20 protein-coding genes are annotated in these 16,313 nt (G+C 47.6%); 7 read left to right on the top strand and 13 right to left on the bottom strand.

The features are described from left to right. Positions 1 to 15: 15 nt before the first annotated feature. Together O77CONTIG1_RS00425 and O77CONTIG1_RS00420 are read right to left on the bottom strand one after the other, a co-directional pair. Positions 16 to 336, bottom strand: coding sequence for a hypothetical protein (locus O77CONTIG1_RS00425; RefSeq protein ID WP_286132475.1), 321 nt, complete (start codon positions 334 to 336; stop codon positions 16 to 18). Continuing rightward, a complete protein-coding gene (locus tag O77CONTIG1_RS00420) occupies positions 320 to 1,450 on the bottom strand; it encodes an NAD(P)/FAD-dependent oxidoreductase (protein ID WP_286132474.1) in 1,131 nt (376 codons plus the stop codon). The genes O77CONTIG1_RS00425 and O77CONTIG1_RS00420 overlap by 17 nt, the downstream gene beginning before the upstream one ends. A gap of 238 nt (positions 1,451 to 1,688) precedes the next feature. Between O77CONTIG1_RS00420 and O77CONTIG1_RS00415 the strand changes: the two genes are divergently transcribed. Then, on the top strand, positions 1,689 to 2,210 hold the full coding sequence (locus tag O77CONTIG1_RS00415; RefSeq protein WP_225894658.1) for a hypothetical protein: 522 nt from the start codon (positions 1,689 to 1,691) through the stop codon (positions 2,208 to 2,210). A gap of 42 nt (positions 2,211 to 2,252) precedes the next feature. Next, positions 2,253 to 2,663 carry a site-specific integrase gene (locus tag O77CONTIG1_RS00410; RefSeq protein ID WP_068507143.1) on the top strand — a complete coding sequence of 137 codons (411 nt, stop codon included), beginning with the start codon at positions 2,253 to 2,255 and terminating at the stop codon, positions 2,661 to 2,663. Positions 2,664 to 2,720: 57 nt separating this feature from the next. Here O77CONTIG1_RS00410 and O77CONTIG1_RS00405 read toward each other — a convergent pair whose 3' ends face one another. The 6 genes from O77CONTIG1_RS00405 to O77CONTIG1_RS27625 form a co-directional block, all read right to left on the bottom strand. Beyond that, on the bottom strand, positions 2,721 to 3,413 hold the full coding sequence (locus O77CONTIG1_RS00405; RefSeq protein WP_317134175.1) for a Uma2 family endonuclease: 693 nt from the start codon (positions 3,411 to 3,413) through the stop codon (positions 2,721 to 2,723). Positions 3,414 to 3,581: 168 nt separating this feature from the next. Beyond that, entirely contained in the window at positions 3,582 to 3,782 is a 201-nt protein-coding gene (locus tag O77CONTIG1_RS00400; protein WP_068507141.1) for a hypothetical protein, read from the bottom strand. 75 nt (positions 3,783 to 3,857) lie between these two features. Further along, entirely contained in the window at positions 3,858 to 4,373 is a 516-nt protein-coding gene (locus O77CONTIG1_RS00395; RefSeq protein WP_068507138.1) for a TIGR02652 family protein, read from the bottom strand. Between the two features lie 38 nt (positions 4,374 to 4,411). Next, positions 4,412 to 5,074 carry a WD40 repeat domain-containing protein gene (locus tag O77CONTIG1_RS00390; RefSeq protein ID WP_068507136.1) on the bottom strand — a complete coding sequence of 221 codons (663 nt, stop codon included), beginning with the start codon at positions 5,072 to 5,074 and terminating at the stop codon, positions 4,412 to 4,414. Beyond that, on the bottom strand, positions 5,071 to 5,355 hold the full coding sequence (locus tag O77CONTIG1_RS27630) for a hypothetical protein (protein ID WP_317134174.1): 285 nt from the start codon (positions 5,353 to 5,355) through the stop codon (positions 5,071 to 5,073). Before O77CONTIG1_RS27630 ends, O77CONTIG1_RS00390 begins: the two co-directional genes overlap by 4 nt. Further along, positions 5,297 to 5,479, bottom strand: coding sequence for a hypothetical protein (locus O77CONTIG1_RS27625; RefSeq protein WP_068507133.1), 183 nt, complete (start codon positions 5,477 to 5,479; stop codon positions 5,297 to 5,299). The genes O77CONTIG1_RS27630 and O77CONTIG1_RS27625 overlap by 59 nt, the downstream gene beginning before the upstream one ends. An 11-nt stretch (positions 5,480 to 5,490) precedes the next feature. Here O77CONTIG1_RS27625 and O77CONTIG1_RS00380 point away from each other — a divergent pair, with 11 nt between their 5' ends. After that, positions 5,491 to 5,760: a ribulose bisphosphate carboxylase small subunit gene (locus O77CONTIG1_RS00380; protein WP_068507130.1), complete on the top strand. Its 270-nt coding sequence runs from the start codon at positions 5,491 to 5,493 to the stop codon at positions 5,758 to 5,760. Between the two features lie 11 nt (positions 5,761 to 5,771). Here O77CONTIG1_RS00380 and O77CONTIG1_RS00375 read toward each other — a convergent pair whose 3' ends face one another. Continuing rightward, on the bottom strand, positions 5,772 to 7,550 hold the full coding sequence (locus O77CONTIG1_RS00375; RefSeq protein ID WP_156434776.1) for an ABC transporter ATP-binding protein: 1,779 nt from the start codon (positions 7,548 to 7,550) through the stop codon (positions 5,772 to 5,774). Between the two features lie 145 nt (positions 7,551 to 7,695). Between O77CONTIG1_RS00375 and O77CONTIG1_RS00370 the strand changes: the two genes are divergently transcribed. Beyond that, positions 7,696 to 7,986 (top strand): hypothetical protein, encoded by a 291-nt coding sequence (locus O77CONTIG1_RS00370; protein WP_068507125.1) that lies wholly within the window; start codon positions 7,696 to 7,698, stop codon positions 7,984 to 7,986. Beyond that, positions 7,983 to 8,417, top strand: coding sequence for a type II toxin-antitoxin system VapC family toxin (locus tag O77CONTIG1_RS00365; protein ID WP_068507122.1), 435 nt, complete (start codon positions 7,983 to 7,985; stop codon positions 8,415 to 8,417). The genes O77CONTIG1_RS00370 and O77CONTIG1_RS00365 overlap by 4 nt, the downstream gene beginning before the upstream one ends. 273 nt (positions 8,418 to 8,690) lie before the next feature. On the opposite strand, the gene O77CONTIG1_RS23125 is transcribed toward O77CONTIG1_RS00365, so the two are convergent. From O77CONTIG1_RS23125 to O77CONTIG1_RS00345, 4 genes are all read right to left on the bottom strand, one after another. Beyond that, a complete protein-coding gene (locus O77CONTIG1_RS23125; protein ID WP_197673284.1) occupies positions 8,691 to 9,152 on the bottom strand; it encodes an REP-associated tyrosine transposase in 462 nt (153 codons plus the stop codon). A 521-nt stretch (positions 9,153 to 9,673) separates the two neighbouring features. Next, on the bottom strand, positions 9,674 to 10,723 hold the full coding sequence (locus O77CONTIG1_RS00355; RefSeq protein WP_084781922.1) for an iron-siderophore ABC transporter substrate-binding protein: 1,050 nt from the start codon (positions 10,721 to 10,723) through the stop codon (positions 9,674 to 9,676). A 68-nt stretch (positions 10,724 to 10,791) separates the two neighbouring features. Continuing rightward, positions 10,792 to 13,374 carry a TonB-dependent siderophore receptor gene (locus tag O77CONTIG1_RS00350; protein ID WP_197673283.1) on the bottom strand — a complete coding sequence of 861 codons (2,583 nt, stop codon included), beginning with the start codon at positions 13,372 to 13,374 and terminating at the stop codon, positions 10,792 to 10,794. Positions 13,375 to 13,485: 111 nt separating this feature from the next. After that, positions 13,486 to 14,481 (bottom strand): helix-turn-helix domain-containing protein, encoded by a 996-nt coding sequence (locus tag O77CONTIG1_RS00345; protein WP_068507113.1) that lies wholly within the window; start codon positions 14,479 to 14,481, stop codon positions 13,486 to 13,488. 195 nt (positions 14,482 to 14,676) lie between these two features. Here O77CONTIG1_RS00345 and O77CONTIG1_RS00340 point away from each other — a divergent pair, with 195 nt between their 5' ends. After that, positions 14,677 to 15,426, top strand: coding sequence for a class I SAM-dependent methyltransferase (locus O77CONTIG1_RS00340; protein ID WP_225894657.1), 750 nt, complete (start codon positions 14,677 to 14,679; stop codon positions 15,424 to 15,426). A gap of 65 nt (positions 15,427 to 15,491) precedes the next feature. Next, complete coding sequence (locus tag O77CONTIG1_RS00335) at positions 15,492 to 16,313, top strand: ABC transporter substrate-binding protein (protein ID WP_172799613.1); 822 nt, start codon at positions 15,492 to 15,494, stop codon at positions 16,311 to 16,313.

The following is a 16,313-nucleotide window of genomic DNA, read 5'->3' as shown; positions in this document are numbered from 1 at the left end:
AAATCAAACTTTGCTTCACACTGCCCAGAGTAAACGACCGCCCCAAGCTAGAACTAAGGCAAAGCAGATCGCCGCAGTCGCCTGCCTCACCATCAACCCCAGAGCAAACTTGAAGGACTGTTCACGGGCGATCGTTAGTGCCGTCACCAGACAGGGTAACAACACTCCGGCTAGATAAACACCTGTGAGGATTTGCACAGGAGACAACAGGCTAACTGTATTAGGTTCAGCAAACAGCAGGAGTCCATCTTTACGGATCGATGCCAGAATCACAGGCAATGCCGCTTCCGGTGGTAGGCGAAACAACCCCATTGCTGGATTAATCAACTGACTCAAACGATTCAAAACACGCAGCCAGTCCAGGACAGAAGCAATTAACGTGATCACCAGAAAGATGGGAATGGCGTTGGTAAAGAACTGGCTCAGTGTTCCCTTCGTCCAGAAACATCCCTTCCTGTCGGTAAACTTTAAGGGGTGTGGGGTCAATGTCGAGACGTTGGGCGATCGCATTGGCAACGACGGCAAACCGCTGGCGAAACTTGTAGATAAAGCAGAAGATGACGTTGCCGTGACGCACGGAAGGACCCACTACGAATAATCCAGGAGTGATGGTTGATTCGTCCTCTTCAGTTAACCTGGCATAGCCTTCAGACCAGTTAAACAAATGAGCAATTTGCTTTAAACTGCCCTCAAATCCTGTACAGAGAATGGGCTGGGTGGGTGACACCCATTTGTTGTATTCGCTATAGACCGCGTAGCCACCAGGAACAGTTTTCACCTCTTCGATCGCGGCATTGCCAATCAGTTCTAATCGCCCAGTCGAGTAGCAAAACTCAATCCGCTGAAGGGTGTAGGGAGATAAGGAAATACTGGGGTCAGTATCGGGATTTGCCCAAATGCCAGTGCGATCTAAAACTTTGACTCGTTTGCCTAATGCAACTAAATTGGATGCCGCATCCATGCCACTTTCATAGCCACCGATGATGATAAATTCATCTCCTTTCAAATGAGTCCAGGATTGAATCTGAGAATTATGTAAACATAAATCTGCACCCGGAAAAGGAGTTAAGTTGGGATATTGAAATTCCCCAGCCGCCCAAATCAGAAATTGGGTTTTGAGGATACCATCCGGAACATGAACCAGAAATCCTCCGCATTGCGGTAAAGGTTCAATCTTTTGAACTTCAACGCCGGTATAAACCGGGATCTGAAAGTAATCTGCAACCTCTCTAGGTACTGAGCATATTGCTTTACCCGTCAGATGTTCTCGCCGAAAGCTAATGGCAGGAGAGGTTTTGCGGGCGATCGCATTCAAGTCGAGGTGTCCAAAGCCATGACTGGGGAAGGATGGGGTAATGAAATTCATCTCTTGCGGCCAGCGTCGAAAGGACTCGCCAATTTGATGCCGCTCCAGGATTGCAAAATTCTCCAATCCCAAATCCTTCAGCACTACCCCAACCCCGATGCCCGATGCACCCGCACCCACCACAATCACATCAAACGCTTCCGGCTTTTCCATGAGGCTAAAAGATGATTAGAATGATAATCATTCTCATTGTAAGGTATGGAGACCGAGAATCGTTAGTGCTTTTCCTGACTCCTGGCTTGAAAGGAAATTCAGCGATCACCATTCAGATCCGATCGCCTGATTCCCAAACAGATTCAAATGTTAAACTTAGCGTCAAGCGATGGAGCAGATTTTTATGGCGAGAAAATCTAAAGGCTTCGGTGAAATTCTCAACCAACAACGGGCGGATAAAACCCATCAAAAAGGACTGGAGAAGTTGCAGCAGAAGGTTCAGAAAGGACCTTTGGGTGACAAATTTGCGGATATCGTGACAAATCCGAAGGGTGAAGTCAAGATGTCTGAGGTTTTGGAGGAATTTGTTGAACCTTATCTAGACTTTGCCCGGAATCGGAGTCAACGGGAGAAGCTGTTCAGCATTGCCGTGATTGCCTGGAACCTGGCTATTATGCCAGAGAATGAGCGACAACCCATGATTGACCAGTTGATCAAAGTGGGCTTGAAAGGGAATGACCCGTTGGCTCAACAAGATACGCGGGAGATTATTGACGAACTCATTGCTCGAAAACAGAAATTCTTTGCCAAGAATAAGCGGTATATTGTTGATTTTCAACTGCAAGATGCAGGCAAACAATTTCACCTTTCGGTTGCATCCACCTTATCAAATCCCCTCGTTGCAAATTAGACTGATTGACCGAATGAGTTCCTGCGATGGAGCAGAAACATTATGGCAAAGGTTTTTACTGGTCGGGTCGTGATTCCAGGCGACAAAATCAATGAGTACTTCGAGGCACTGAAACAGGCGGAGGCTGCCAGGGCACCGTTTCGTGAATCCTTGGAGCAGTTGAATCAGGAATTTGGTGAGTATTTAGCCACCAAATACGTTCCTAAAACGGTGCGGAAGCATACGGGTATTGTGGATTTGTTTATCCACTTTATTTGTGGTTACACTGATGTCGAGCAGCTTGAAGACATTACCAAAGGCATGGTGAACAGCCACTTTCGCAGTTGGTACAAGCGGAAGGTAATGGATTCGGCAACGGAGAGTGACTTACGGGTTGCACTGAGAAAGTTTTTTCAGTTTTTGGCTACCGAAAAAGCCATGACTTATCAAAAAGTGCTAGACACCTTGAAGTAGCCATCACGCAGCATCTGATTGACAAGCTCATTCAAGATTGCGCGACCCTTGCGGTATCTACAAAGCAGCACGCTCTGCCAAGAGTTGCACAAACGCTTGATGCATGGAGTCAGCAATTCCAGTTTGCAGCCCATTCAGCACCTCCATCATCCTACCCTCCAATAAGGCTGGTACATTCAGCCATAATCCGGGAAACACGCTACTGCGAATCATGCCATCGGCATCTGGTTCAATGACAACAAATTCCTCTGCTTGCAGCCGAAACCAACTGAAGCGATTCTCAAAGGTTTGCCATACCAAATATTCCTGTACCCCATTGCGGCGATAGGCATTCTGCTTGGCTCCTAAATCGATCGCTGCACTACTCGTGGCAATTTCCGCCACTAATTCCGGTGCCCCCTCGATATAGCCATCTTCACTAATCGTTGAGCTACCGCCAACTTCAATTCGCAGCAGCGCATCTGGTTGGGGTTCATTGTCTAAGTCCAACCGGGTTGTGGTGTTATCAGCCACGCTGACACCAGGAGTAGCCGTCCAATATACCCCTAACCAGGTGACTAAGGCAGCATGAGGCGTACCATGAAACGTTCTGACTGGGGATGCCACGTAAACCACTCCTTCAATCAATTCCGCTTTGAAGTTTTCTGGGGTTGCCTCATAGCGGCGCTCAAACTCGGCACGAGTCAGGCGATCGCCACTCTCTAAGGGTGGAATCGGAGTGGGACCGGCAGGCTGCTGCAACACCATCATCAAGCTCTAGAGAATGAAGGAGATAGTATCCATTTTAGTCAACGTAGCGCCGGAATGATGCCCCAATTTCTGGCTGTTCCGGAGTGCCTACATCTTGACAAACCACTCGAAATCCTAAGTCATCATGTCCATCCTCTGCATCATCCGGAGCACAAAACACTTGTCACATCAGGTCACTTCAATCACGACATTACTGATGTGGGTAATCAACGTCTTGTCATCTTGAGTGATTACTTTGACATACCCACTGGCAATATAGTATTCCACATAGTATTCCACTGATTTTGCCTCAATTATTTGTGATGAAGTGGTCAAAGTTACTTTAGCGTTTTCGATGTAGTTCGTTGCATAGTGCTGAATGGTTGTCATCGTCTTAATCTCCTACTAAACATTTAAGGTTGTTTCTCAAGGTACTCAGCAGCAGGTCAATATCATGATTTCTAACTACCGCCATGCCCGTAAAAACGGATAGGTATAGTTCTTGGGTTCACCCGGTTCAGTTTCCAACTCAAAATTGATGATTTGCCAGCGTGGTTCTGCTGAGGAATCTGGACTGAATGCCACAGGCACTCCATAAAGCTGGTATTGAATAAAATAGAAAGGCTGAAACCAGTCTGAATGGTTCGTTAAGCTGGAGGCAAGAAGCTCCTGGTAGCGGTGGGCAATGATGATCTGTGTTGCCCGGTAACCTTGTCGGTAAAGGCGATCGAGGGCTTCCGCAATTTCAAATCGCAAGCCATCGGGACAAGGATGCTGTCGATGCCATTGATTCTCCCATTGCCGCCAACTTTGCCCCGACTGAATATGAATTAACTCCTGTGTATGTGGATTTGCTTCAAAGGCACCATGCTTGGGACAAATATAGGTATCTGTCAGGAACAACGCTGGAATTGTCCGGTGACACTGGGGACAGTGAATTTCTGAACCGAAGATCGGATAGTCTCCAAGAATTTGAGCCATATCAAATGCCCGATTAAATATCGTAAACCAACGGTTACTCATCTATTGCTACCCGTAGACCAGACCAACAATTCGCCTTGTTGTCCGCCTGCGGCTAAATGGTGTCCCGTTGGGTGCCATGCCAGACAGGAAAACCCCGCTTCCGCTCCTTCCAGTACTTGAGCCGCTTCCAGGGCTGCTTGCCACAGAATAATCCAGCCATCTTCGGACAGTGAGGCAAGCCATCCCGTTTGGGGTTGAAATGCCACGTCCAAGACCGTATCACTGTGCAGGTCTAACACCCAACTGTCCCAACCTTCGGGGAATTGCATCCACATCGTCACCAGTTCGCGAGTGGCAGCGGCTAGAATCGGTGGCAGGTCAGGCGATGGCGGTAAATCTGCCCATGCCAACTGGCGAATTTTTCCAGGGAAGCCACGCATGAGCGTAGGCAGGTCGTTTTCGTCAGTTGGCTCACGCTGGAGGTGTTGTACTTTTGACCAGTCCAGCACTCCGATACTGTGGTCATGAATGGCACAAGCCAGCAAGGAACCATCGGGCGACCAGGCGATCGCACTGGCGGGCGAAGTCAATTCCCACTGGTAGCGAGGTGCGCTCCAGTCCTGGCTGTTCCAAATGAGGATGTTGCTTTTGATGGCGATCGCCAAATGTTTCCCATCCGGTGACCAGCGAATATCTTGCGGACTGGCAATTCCGATCAAACAGGTCGCAGTTTCCGCTTGATCCGCATCCCAGATCTATACAGTTTTTCCTTGATTAAATGCCAGGTGATTACAGGTGGGATGCCAGACCAGGCATCGATCGCCTCTCCTAACCTGGCTCGGATCATGGCAGAACATTCAATATGCCAGCCCGGTCGCCCTTGTCCCCAGGGAGATTCCCAGGCAGGCTCACCTGGCTTTGCTGCTTTCCATAGAGCAAAATCAAACGGGTATTGGTTTTTTGAACTCTGGATCGTTGGGGTCAACTCGCCCCCCAGCACCAGCTTGCCTCTGCTCTAACTGCCGTCCCGAAAGTTTGCCGTACTCTGCAAACTGCCGCACGCTGTAGTAAACATCGCCATCGATCGCGTAAGCGTATCCCTTATCCTCAAGTGCCTGAATCAATTGATGAGGGGATGAACGGCTCCTTAACGATCGCCTGGATTCGAGAAGTGTTGAGCCAGAAATTTTATATTGGCGTGGAACAGGCGGATACGCGACGGTTTCGGGCAAATTCCTGGTCAGATTGTGGCGTGATTAGAGCAACGCAGGAAGAGGAGGCGATCGCCGCAGTAGCACAACTTCTACAACGTTATCCACATCAATATGTGCGTCTATTTAGCATCAATCCTGGAACTCGGCAGCGAGGTAGTGGTTTAGTGATTCAACAGCCTGACGTGCTTTAGTGAATGCAGCGTTAATGCAGCGTTGGTGAAAGTCCTGACTGTACAGCCCAAAGGTTGCTATAGCTTCCATTCAGAGATAGCAGTTCTTCATGGGTTCCTTGTTCTATAATCTGTCCCTGATCCATCACATAAATACAATCTGCATGGCGAATGGTAGAGAGGCGATGGGCGATCGCAATGGTTGTCCGATTCTGCGTAATTTTTGTCAATGATTTCTGAATTGCCGCTTCAGTCTCGTTATCGACTGCTGACGTGGCTTCATCGAGAATCAGAATCGGTGGGTCTTTGAGGATGGCACGGGCGATCGCAAGTCGTTGTCGCTGTCCTCCTGAAAGTTTCTGTCCTCGCTCTCCCACAATGGTGTCATAGCCTTGCGGCAGTTGTTTAATAAACTCATGGGCTTCAGCTAATTTTGCCGCATAAACAATCTGCTCATGAGTTGCATCAAAACTACCGTAGCGAATGTTTTCTGCTACTGTGCCGTGAAACAAAAACACATCCTGACTCACCCAGCCAATGCACTGCCGTAAATCAAGTAGGTTGAGATCTCGGATATCGATACCGTCAATCAAAATGCGTCCACTTTGCACTTCATAGAATCGCAGCAGCAGTTTGACGAGTGTACTTTTACCTGAACCTGTTACGCCAACAATACCAATAGTTGCACCCGCAGGAACTTGAAGAGAAAGATGTTTGAGAACTGGATTGCGATCGTTGTAGGCAAAGGTGATGTCATCGAACTGTACTTCTCCTCGAACAGCGTTGAGCAGTAGAGCGCGATCGCCGTGAGGAATAGCAATCGGTGTATCGAGCAAGCTCATAACGCGACGCACGGATGACATTGCTCGCTGATATTCATCCATAATTTCGCTCAGTTCAGTGAAGGGCCACAGCAGGTCTTGCACGATGAACACCATGAAGCCATAAGTGCCGACCGTGAGCTGACCCTGAAGGACTTCTCGACCACCCAGATATAACGTCATCACGAATCCCAGCAGGATGAGAAACCGAATCAGGGGCTGAAATGCAACACTCAGGGCGATCGCCCGCTGACTCCCCCGACGATAGGCTTCACTTTCCTGATAAACGCGATCACTCTCATAAGCTTCGGCGGTAAAGCTTTTGATCGTGGCAATGCCAGAGAGGTTATTGGAGAGGCGATCGCTAATCAATCCTGCCTGATCTCGCACCGTATCATAGCGGGGAGCCAACCGCGATTGAAACAGAAATGTTCCCCACAGAATGAAGGGAATCGGCACCATTGCAAACCAGGCAAGCCCAGGAGCCAGCAGCACAAAGCTAATGCCAACGGCAAAGACTCGTGTAAAAAAGCTGATCAGATCTTGCGCCCCAAAGTTGAGGAAGCGCTCAAGTTGATTGATGTCATCATTCAGAATCGACAGGAGCGTTCCGGTGCTACGGTCTTCAAAGAAAGCCAGTTCGAGTTCTTGCAGGTGATTGTAGGTGTCGATCCGCAGTTCATGCTGCAAGGTTTGGGCGAGATTACGCCACAACTTATCTGCCCCATATTGACTGAGAGATTCCAAACCCCAGGTGGCGATCGTCAGAATGGACAGGACTAACAACTGCGTCAGCGGATCTTGAATGCCAAATCGTGCGATTAAAGAGGCTTCTTGCTCAACGACTACATCCACTGCAACGCCAATCAAATAGGGGGGAGCCAGGTCAAATAGGGTGCGAAGGATGGAGAAGAGCGTTGCCCCCCAAATTTGCACCTGGTAGGGCTTGCCGTAGCGAAGTAGACGCAGGAGTGGCTGAGAAGGTGACATCGATGCTGTTTTAAGGAACATTATAATGAGTTGTAAAAGCGCGGTCGGGCGATCGCAATCTCTCTCCTATCTCGGTGGATACTCACCACTCTGGAAAGGCTATTGCTGAAGACTGATCGGCTTAACTTTATTGACAAGGGGCAAAATGGCAATGACTCCTAAAGAGGAATTAATCGAAGCGATCGAGCAGTCTCCCGATGAGCTGGTTCGGGCACTTCTGGAACTGCTGCGAGTGATGCAACGGCAGCAATCTCCTGTTGAAATGACTATGCCATTGCAGGAAGAAACAGAGCCAAAAGCGGCAAGCCGATTACATCGTAAGCAGGGAATTCTAGTCATTGAAACTGATAAATTGGATGAGCTTGATATCAATACATTCATTAGCGATGTAAGAGAGGAGCGAATTCAGAATCAGATTGGGCAATTTAAGTCATGAAGGTTTTGTATGATACCTCTGTTTTGATTGCAGCTTTGCTGGTTGAACATCGCAGTCATGATTTAGCATTTCCTAAACTGGAGTTAGCACAACGAGGAGAGGTTGAGGGTTATCTTTCAACGCATAGTTTGGCAGAAATTTATGCTGTAATTACTCGTTTATCTCAACCGCTAAAAGTTTTGCCAGATGAGGCAGAAGCGGCGATCGCGGATCTGTTAAAATACCTGGAACCTGTACCTCTGTTGGCAGAAGATTATCGGAAAGCAATTGCGTTGATGCGGACATTCAAACTGGTTGGTGGAGGAATATTTGATACGGTCATTGCTCAAGCAGCCCTGAAAGCTGAAGTTGACCATTTGCTAACGTTGAATCCTAAAGACTTTATTCGGTTGGGAGACAAGGTTGCGGCTTTAGTGCAGTTTCTTGAGTAAGAATTGAGGCGATCGCTCTTTCTCAACGCTTTACGCGATCGCCCCCTTCCCACAAACCCCGTTCAGCTTTGCCGTCTCGTAGAGAATCGCCTCCCCACAAGACACCGTTCGATCGCTCCTCCCCATTTTTCGATCACCCCCTTCCCACAACCCTCGTTCGGCTTTACTGTCTCGTAGAGAATTACTCAGTAGTAGGTTGGGTTTCGTTCCTCAACCCAGCGTTCACAGAGATTACAACACTTATCGAAACGTTCGATTCAGTCAACATCTGACTCACTCTTGACCCACTTCAGCAGAAAAATTCATTGTCTCGTTTGCCCTCCAGTGTTCCTCATAAATTTCTCTTTGCACGAATCGGTGAAAGCTTGAATAGACCCAATCCTTAGGTGCTTCAACAAACCCATGTCTCACCGGATTGTAATGAATATAGTCCACATGCCGAATCAAATCGGCTTCATCTCGAATTTGATGTTCCCAAAAGCGCCGCTGCCAGATTGCTTGTTCTCCTTTGTGCTGACGGGATTGTGACCGTTGACGTTTGTAGCGAGACGGACAATGGCGGCTAAATTCGCTTTTGAGCAATCGCCAACGGCTGGAATAGTTGGCATCGCTTTTTGGTAATGTCCAAAGACAGTGAAGGTGATCGGGTAGAACCACAATGGCATCAATGGTGAAAGGATGACGCTGTTGCACCTGATGAAAGGCAGAACGCAGGAGTTGGAGGTTTCTGGGCAATCAAAGAGGTGCTGACGTTGATAGGTGACAACGGTGAAGAAGTAGGTGGCTCCGGGGGTGTTAGCGCGGCGGTACTGTATGGGTTGGTCTATTCTGGATAAGTTTAGAATGGACAGGGAAGCGGGAAATCTCACAATCAGCCGTTGAGATATTTGGGGATGCTGGGTTTCGTTGCCTCAACCCAACCTACGGCGAGGGCGATCGCACTGATCAAGAGTTTGCTAAGGTGAATGTGTTAACGGTTGTTAATTGGTAGAATCTTCCCCAGTTGCCCCAATTTTATTAGGTGCGGTCGGGCTGCGGATTGTCAGTATTCTAGTTTTTATCGGTATGTAGCAAAGGGGATTTATCCAGTTGATTGGGGATTACAGGAGACGATGATTTCACCTGTTGATGTTGGGGATGAGTGAGGTTTAGGTGATGTGTTACGCTGCACTTTTCTGGTATGCCGAAGGCTTTACGCATCCTGCAAGATCGGCGATCGCACTTATTTATCCATCGATATCCCTTTGACCGTTTGATCATCTCTCAAGCGATCGCGCTCCATCGCTGCTTCCCGATCGTCCTAATACATATCGCTCTACGTCATCCAAAACGGCATGGGCAGCAAGAACACCTGGAGTATACCAGTGAATATTGTTAACTCTATAAACCCGGTTATTTTGTACTGCCTTGAGTTGGCTCCAAAGTGGATTCTCAATCAATTTCTCAACCTCTTCAGGCTCACTATAATTCAGCAAAAAGATAATGTCTCCATCGGCATAAGAGGTTAGTTCTAAGCTTACATCTTGAGAAAGAGCGTCAAATCTTTGTGCAGAAGGACGTGGCAATTCCAATTCTTCTAAGAGACTACCACCAAACGATCGTTTACCAAAAATGCTGTAGACATAACGGTTTTCTGTCCAATAGAAAATAACAGATATTTCTGTTTCATGATTTTGTTTGCTTAAAGCTTCTTTTAGTTGGCTTAGGCGCTGCTCTAAATCATTCAGCACTTGTTCTCCTTTGGCAGATTGACCTATGGCTGCTGCAATTTCTCGGAACACTACTCGCCATTCTGGATTACCAATGGCATTTTCGTAAACAAATGTTGGCGCAATCTGGGATAGCCGATCATAAACTGGCTCAACATAGTTGCGTTGACCCAAAATCAAATCTGGCTTCAATTGTAGAATTTGTTCTAGGTTGGGCTTAGGCCAGGTTGGAATGGGCTGAATACCATCGGTCTTTCCGTTGAAATGCGGGAAAAATCCATTCTTTGTGTGATAGCTAGGATCAACGCCTGCTGCCATCGGAGGCGTTTCCAGTGCTAGGAGTGTGTCTAAATCCGTGGTTCCTGACAACGCTAGAATTCGCTGAGGATGAATAGGAATTTTTGTTTCTCCTAAAACATGATGCACTGTACGAAACTCGGCAGATGATGCAACTGAATCTACGCTTTTCTGTGGAGAATTACGCTGTGAAGAAACAAAGTTACATCCTGAAATAAGTGCGATCGTTGCTACTAGCAGAAAGCACCATTTTATCCACCTTCGAAGATGATAAGAAGAATGATTACGTTGTTTACCCATTCTCTTTTTGAAACAAACGAAGAATCATTTAACACAACATTCATTCTATGCTTTCAAAAGCAATAAGTTTAGAACGTGTAGGAGAGGGATGCCGTCACGTTTAGCGGCGCGCCCGGATAAACAGCATTGCGGTTTTGGGCTGTTTCATAATATTCAACATCAAACAAGTTGCGAATATTGATAGCAGCCCGCCAGCGTTCTCGTTGATAGAATAGGGCAACATCAGTACGTACATAGCCTGGAACCTGAAAATTACTATTGGGTAATTCTGCTTCCCGTTCATCTACAAAAATGAGTCCAAGTCCAAACCCCAATCCTCGGAAATTGCCAGTTTGAATTTCGTAAGTGGTCCACAAATTGGCTCCATGTTCAGGAACACTCCGTAAAATATCTCCTTCAGGAATATCGTTATCTTCTGTGACACGGGCATCCGTGTAAGTATATCCTGCATAGATGTTCCATCCCGGTAAAATTTCGCCCGTCAGGGTAAGCTCAATACCCTGGCTCCGCTGCTCTCCAACTTGAATTGAGAAATTCGGATCATTTAAATCAGTCGTAAGGACATTGGTTTTGGTGATGTCATAAGCGGCTAAAGTCGCAGAAAGGTTATCTGTAATGTCTGCTCTAACACCAATTTCGTATTGAGTACCACGTTCTGGACGAAAAGTTTCATTGGTTCGCGATCGCCCAATGACTGGAAAGAAAGACTGGCTGAAACTAGCATAGAGTGAAATAGGTTCGATCGGTTGATAAACGATGCCAATACGCGGGCTAAACGCCGTATCAGACTGAGAACCTTCCTCTCCGAAAAAGTTCTGCTCCTGTTCTGTGAAGTCTAGCCGTCCACCTACTAGGAGTTTCAGATTCTCCAGTACAGTAATTTGATCCTGAATATAAATTCCCAGATTATTATTAAATACTGTTTGAAAATAGCCTGATTCTGTTTCACTGGGAGTAGAAACATCATAGTTAGGATCAAAAATATCCAGAGGAGGTAGCGGTGCAAAGCGAGATACATAGCTATCAGTGGAACGATTTAAATCAAATCCAGCTAGCAATTGATGCTGAAGAGAACCTGTACTGAACCGACCTATCAAATCAGTTTGTAGTCCATATTCTTCATTTAGAAACTCAGAATCGAGATACTCTCGTGGCACAAAGCGATCGTCAATCAAACGGCCAGCAAAATCTGAATGAAATCCGGTTTGTAAAACGGAAGAGAAGGAGAAGGCATTGCGGAGTTCCCAGTTTTCATTGAAGCGATGTTCGAAGCGATAGCCTGCTCGCACCTGCTCTTCAATGTAATCATCCAGAGACGGATAGCCCAGAAATCGGTTGATTGGCAGAACTAAAGAACCATCGCTGAGTGCTACTAGTCCGCGATCGAAGACAGGATCATTGTACAAGTAGGAGAAATCAACGGTTAACGTCGTATTCTCACTGATATTCCATTGCAAAACTGGTGCAATAAAGAATCGCTCTGAGTTGACCTCATCTCGAAAGCTGCCAGCGTTTTGATAAGCCACATTGAGGCGGTATAGCAATTCTCCGTTTTCTGTCAAAGGTCCAGAAAAATCCAGCTCCGGACGATAAAAACTGAACTGCCCTCCTGTGAACTCGATGTTATAAGTAGGCTCACTCAGAGGTTGCTCTGTTACAAGGTTGACAATGCCACCTGGCTGTAATTGCCCGAACAAAACTGAAGCAGGCCCGCGCAAAACTTCAATACGCTCCACGTCAGCAAGATCGGCAATATAGCCAAACCTACCAGCACGAAATCCATTGCGGAAGTTGTTGTTTTGTTGAAAGCCGCGAATGATGAATTCACCTTGCCCGGTTCCAGCATAATTTGCTGACGTTGTTACACCGGGTGCATTATTGCGTACAGCATCTTGTAATCCAGTGACACCCTGATCTTCGATCACCCGTTGGGGAATGACCTGAATCGATTGGGGAATATCCCGGAGTGGCGTATCCGTTCGCGTTGCGGTTGAGGCACTCGATGGGTTATAGCCCTCATCTTGCTCCCCTATCACCACCACCTGAATCGCGTCTTCTTCCGTGACTGCATCTGCATCTCCCAGCGTTACCGCCAATACCAAGCCCTGAGCTTCTGTTCTCACTTCAGCCACAGGTGGTGCATCCGTTCCTGTAATGGCAACTCGTACTCTGCCACCGGGTAACCTGCTCACACTCATCAACGCGATCCCGTCGATCGGCTCTGCCTGCGAAAACTCTTCAGCAATGGTGGCATTGGGAATATCGGCAATCAGAGCATTCCCTACCGATTGCGTTTCCGGCACCTCCAAAACACCATTCTCTGTTTCCAGAATCACCTGTAATCCTGTGTCGGTGGCTTCAACCCGCACATTGGTAATTTGCACCAACGACGCTTCGATTTGTGCCACCCAATCTTCGATCGTTGTCGCAGGTTGCTCCAATTCATGCAGCTGAGGAATCTCAGCACTGGGGGCAGACAGTGCAGGTTGCAAATCATCGGGTTGAGCCTCTAGAACATCACTTAGAGCTAAGCCCTCATCACTCCCTGGTTCTTCTTGAGCCATTGCAGGGAATGCTCCACCGCCAACACTTCCCAATACTCCGACAACAATCCACAGACTAACCTGAAATAACCGCAGCCCAACTTTCATGAAAACGCCTCACACGCAACTATCAGATTTGTTGAAAATTATTCCTGATTGCAATGAGGCTCAGTATAGGGAAGCAGAAGGGGCTGCGTCTATCAACAAAATCGCTTTTTACTACAACAAAACCGACTTTTCTCCAGCCAAACACTGGCTTGGTGTGATGCCAAACTGCCGCTTAAACACCGATGCAAAGTACCATAAATTCCCATATCCCATCAGTCGCGCCACTTCCGACACCGTTCGATCGCCCTGCCGCAACAAGTGTTCAGCCCTTTTCAAGCGTTGCTGCATCGAGAACCCGATCACCGTTGTGCCAAATAGCTGTTTAAACCCGCGCAGCAGAGTGCGATCGCTCAAGCCTACCTGTTTTGCCAATTCCAGGACAGAGGGTGGATTTTCTAATCGCGTCTCCAAAATCTCCCTGGCATAGTGCAAACGCGCGATCGTCTGTGGTTTCAGTCCAGGTACACGAGGTTGTTCTGAGCTATCAGCAATCAAGTCAAGGTAGATGACCAAAAGTTCTAGCACCTTCGCCTGGAGATAGAGCCGCTTCAACTCCCCACGATAAGGCGCATCCCACATCTGCTGGGCGATCGCCCGAATCTCAGGCGTGACACTGGGATAAAACGCAACTTTCCAATCTTCTCCTTTAAACAACTGCCGTACCTGATGAGACGACTGCTGGCAATTGCCCATTAAAAACGAGTCCAGCACCTCTGGCTTAATCTCGACATTAATACAGGTAAACCGCTGCCCCACCTGGTAGCTTTCGGCATAGCCTGGTGAAATGCCACTGCCCGAGAAATAGCTGCGCGTGCCGCCGAATCTGGGACAAATATTGCAATCAAAATAGCCTGACAGAAAAACTCCGATTTGAATTGGATGCTCGTGGGCGGGGGTTTTTACGACGAAGTCCTGGTAATATTCTTTGTCGTTGAAGTTTAACCACACCCCCGGCACTAGCGCCATGCCGCGACTGTAGCCTCGTCCCAAACAGGTGGGCACACCGGTTAGTTCCTCAAAATCATCCAGAACCAGATGAGCAGGACATGGCACGGGAGCCTGCTGTTCCAGTTCGTCCCAGTTGGATTCATTGAAAATGAGCGTCATGGTAGGGGTGAGTTCAGATTGACAATTGACACAAATGAGAATAATTTGCAATAATCTTACCACAATGCCTTTATCCTTAGAAACTTCTCACCATGCAACTGCGAGAACCAACCAGCCAACTCACAGGCGTTGCAGAAACGCTGATGATCACCCTCTGTGCCCGTGCCCATTTGAAACTCAGCGTCCAGAGCCTATTTGAGCGATCGCAAAGCCGTCGAAATTGCAGAAAGCTTGGATTATGACTTCAGCAAATATGAGAATGGCTGGGCATCGCAGCTGGGCTGCGTGATTCGGGCGAGGGCGATCGATCGCATCGTGCAGAACTTCCTGGAAACCCATCCGAGTGCGGTAATTGTCAATTTGGGTGCAGGATTATGTACCCGCTTTTCTCGGATTGATAACGGTCAAGTACGCTGGTATGAAGTGGATTTCCCTGAGGTGATTGCTCTGCGACACAAGTTCTTCCAGGAGAGCAATCGACATCACTTCATTGCCAAATCAATGCTCGACTTCACCTGGATGGATGCGATTCAGCGAGAACCGAATCAGCCGATGATGATTGTCTACGAAGGCGTATCCATGTATCTGTCAGAGGCTGAGAATAAAGCCTTATTGCAGCAGATCAATGCTCGTTTCAGTCCCGTTGAAATTCTGTTTGATGTGCTGAATCGTAAACGCTCACGCACTACTAAGCATCACGATACTGTCTCGAAAACGAATGCTGAATTTAAATGGGGAATTGATCAGTCCAGCAAACTTGAAACCTGGGGTTCAAACATTTGGTTAAAGCATGAGGAGTTCTATCTCAGTCAATTTTTGAATTATTCACAACGGTTGCCAATCGCTTGGAGTATTCTGGCACAACTGCTTCCGTTTATTCCATTAGCACTCTTCAAGAACTCTGGTCGAATTGTGCAATTACAAATCGGAAACTACTCCGAGTAAAAACCAGGATAGCGAAAATGGGAGAATCCTATCGGGCGATCGATGCTACAAACACAGAACTTCACTTGAGCAAACCTGCTGAACGAATCGTCTGCCTCACCGCAACCGGAATTGATATCCTCGCAGAACTCGGTTTAGAACCTGTGGGTTATCTTGCTCAAGGCATTGCCGATCGCCCTGAGTTTTTCGGCGATCGCGCCCAACAATTTACCTCCGTCGGTTCCTGGATGTTGCCAAACCTGAAAGCCATCCGCACCCTTCAACCCGACCTGATTCTAGGTTGGAGATTTCCCCATCGGCTTTATCAGCACTGGCTGCGGCAGATTGCTTCAACCTATCTCATGAGCGGCAGCGGATATGACATTGCATTAGCCAGATTGCGGGATGTAGCTCGGCTAACCGGACGCGATACGGTAGCCGAAACCGCCATTCAACAACTGGAAACCCAAATTGAGACCTATCGTACTGCTATTCCAGCGAATTTACAGAAGACCGTGCTGATGATGGGTGGTTCAACACTCAATCTCCTCTCCCGTCGATTCATTATTGAAACTGACGTTGGAACGATGGGTAGCTTACTGCAACAGCTTACTCATTACCCTTGGATAGAACCTGCGGGAAAAAGAATGGAACCGGGCTTGATGACCGTTTCGCTCGATCGGATTGTTCAGAGTAACCCCGATGTCATCTTTGTGCAAACCTATCCGCCATCAACCGCACCACTCTCCCAGCAACTCACAAACAATCCACGATGGAAACGACTGAAAGCAGTGCAAACGGGTCAAGTTCATGAGGTAGACCAATTCTGGCATTCCGGAAACGGCACACACATCATGCAGATCATGCTCAGTCAACTCATGCCGCTCATTTATCCTGAATACCTGTGA

It is taken from the genome of Leptolyngbya sp. O-77 (genome assembly GCF_001548395.1).
Lineage (GTDB): Bacteria > Cyanobacteriota > Cyanobacteriia > Elainellales > Elainellaceae > Thermoleptolyngbya.
This window is presented reverse-complemented; position numbering and strand designations above follow the sequence as displayed.